This window comes from Stenotrophomonas sp. 2YAF22 (assembly GCF_052114665.1).
GTDB classification, from domain to species: Bacteria; Pseudomonadota; Gammaproteobacteria; order Xanthomonadales; family Xanthomonadaceae; genus Stenotrophomonas; species Stenotrophomonas indicatrix.
Map to the genome: position 1 here is coordinate 1 of NZ_JBFRFE010000646.1, position 2,414 is coordinate 2,414.

General features: G+C 69.6%; 3 protein-coding genes. All 3 read right to left on the reverse strand.

Features of this window, described 5'->3' with window-relative positions; all coding sequences use genetic code 11:
• Positions 1-869 (reverse strand): glutamate-5-semialdehyde dehydrogenase (locus tag AB4Y84_RS19420; RefSeq protein WP_442250700.1); only part of this gene is annotated, 869 nt, incomplete at its 3' end.
• Complete coding sequence (proB, locus tag AB4Y84_RS19425) at positions 866-2,023, reverse strand: glutamate 5-kinase (RefSeq protein ID WP_442244044.1); 1,158 nt, start codon at positions 2,021-2,023, stop codon at positions 866-868. The genes AB4Y84_RS19420 and proB, both read right to left, overlap by 4 nt.
• Before the next feature lie 10 nt (positions 2,024-2,033).
• Positions 2,034-2,297 carry a YciI family protein gene (locus AB4Y84_RS19430; RefSeq protein ID WP_033831568.1) on the reverse strand — a complete coding sequence of 88 codons (264 nt, stop codon included), beginning with the start codon at positions 2,295-2,297 and terminating at the stop codon, positions 2,034-2,036.
• Positions 2,298-2,414 lie beyond the last annotated feature (117 nt).

The window sequence follows — 2,414 nt, forward strand, 5'->3', positions numbered from 1 at the left end:
CCTTCGGCCAGCGCCAGTGCAGCACGCGGCAGGAACGCTGCGGCAATGTCCCGGTGCACCAGCAGGGTCTCCAGTGAATTGCACGCGGAGGGGCGACTGCACTTGCCGTCCACCAGCAGATCGAGCGCTTTGGCTGCATCGGCGCTGGCATCGACGAACAGGTGGCAGACACCCTTGTAGTGCTTGATGACCGGCACGCGCGCGTGCTCGGCGACGAAGCGGATCAGGCCTTCGCCACCGCGCGGGATGGCCAGGTCGATCAATTCGTGCAGTTGCAGCAGTTCCAGCATCGCTTCGCGGCGCAGGTCGGTCAGCACCGTCACAGCGGCAGGGGGCACGCCGTTGGCCTTCAATGCCCCCGCCAACGCCTGGGCGATGGCGGTATTGGAATGGATCGCCTCCGAGCCGCCACGCAGGATCACGCCGTTGCCCGCCTTCAGGCACAGCGCGGCGGCTTCGGCGGTCACGTTCGGGCGTGCTTCGTAGATCATCGCGATCACTCCCAGCGGCACGCGCACCTTCTGCACGCGGATGCCGTTCGGACGCACGTCGTCGCGGGTCACCTGCCCGACCGGGTCCGGAAGGCCGGCCACCTCGCGCACGGCGTCGGCCATCGCCAGCAGGCGCGCCGGGTCCAGTGCCAGACGGTCGAGCATCGCGTTGCCCACGCCTTTGTCGCGGGCGGCGGCCAGGTCGCGTGCATTGCCTGCAAGAATCTGTCCGGCATTGACCTCCAGCGCCTGCGCCATCGCCTGCAGCAGTGCCCTGCGCGCATCGCTGTCCAGGCCGGCAACCACCTGCGCCGCCTCGCGGCAGGCACGGGCCTGCGATTCGATCTCACTCATCGGCATATCCTGCAGTGGGTTCATGGCAGCACCAGATCGTCGCGATGGACGACGGTACCGCCGTAGTTGTAGCCGAGCACGGTCTGGATGTCGCGGGTGTGGCGGCCGGCAATGCGGCGCACGTCATCGGCGGCGTACTGGCTCACACCACGGGCCACGCACACCCGGCCGGCGTCGGTGTTCCAGCATACCTGCACCATGTCACCGCGCCGGAACGCGCCGTCGGCACCGGTGATGCCACCGGGCAACAGCGATGCCCCCTTCTCGCGCATCGCCTGGGCGGCGCCGGCATCGATCAGGATCGCGCCTTCGGCGAGCGGAGCGTGGCGCAGCCAGTGCTTGCGGGCCGCCTCGCGGCTGCGCGCGGCATGGATGCGGGTGCCGTGCAGGCGATCCTGCGCCAGCGCGCGTACCACCTCGCCGCTGCGGCCATTGAATAGATAGGTTTCGATGCCGACACGGCCGGCCTTGGCTGCGGCCTCCAGCTTGGTGCGCATGCCGCCGGTGCCGGCGACCGAACCGGCGCCGCCAGCCATCGCCAGCACGGCGTCATTCAACTCGACTACTTCATGCAGTGGCCGGGCATTGGCATGCGTGCGCGGGTCGGCACTGTAGAGACCGTCGATGTCGGTAGCGATGAACAGTGCATCGGCATCGACCAGCGCCGCCACCGTCGCGGCCAGGTTGTCGTTGTCACCGAGTTTGAGCTCATCCACCGAAACGGTGTCGTTCTCGTTGACCACCGGCAGCGCGCCCAGCCGCAGCAGCTCGTTGAGCGTTGCCCGCGCATTGAGATAGCGGCGGCGGTTGCGCAGATCGTCATGGGTCAGCAGCACCTGCGCCACCGGGCGCTCGAAGAAGCGCTGCCACAGACCGATCAGCTGCGCCTGGCCCAGAGCCGCCAACGCCTGCCGCGCCGCCATCGCGGCACCGGGTTCATCGGCCCGGGGCAGGATCGCGCGGCCGGCAGCGACCGCGCCGGAGGACACGATGACGACCTCGCGCCCGGCCAGCACGTTGGCCGAAACGAACTGGGCCAGGCCCAGCGCGTGGCGCGGCGACAGGCCACCACCGTCGGCGGCCAGCAGGCTGCTGCCGACCTTGAGCACGGCACGCCGCCACGACGGCAGCGCTTGTTCGGGGAACGGCGATGCAACGTGGGCGGCGTGGACAGTCATCAGGGGCGCCTCAGCGGGTATTCCATTCATGGACGCTCAGCGCCGATGCCTGCATCGTCACCAGCGGATCGGTGGCGACGATGGCCTGCGCCTGCGCGAGGCTGTCGAGGTTGCACAGCACATAGGCGCCACCGCTGCCGTCGGCAAAGCCGCCGGTCAGCTGCAGCCGGCCCTCGGCCTGCAACGCATCGAGGAAGTCGCGGTGYGGCTGCACCACGGCGTCGTTGAAGCCCGGCAGGCGCATCGCCAGCACCAGGTAGACGGTGCCGGCCATCAGGACAGCGCCTGCCAGCGCGCGCGCAGTTCATCCAGGCGCAGGTCCGACGCCGAACCCGGCGATACGCGCGCCGCCAGGCTGCCTTCTGGCGTTCGCCCCTGCCCTGCACTGTCG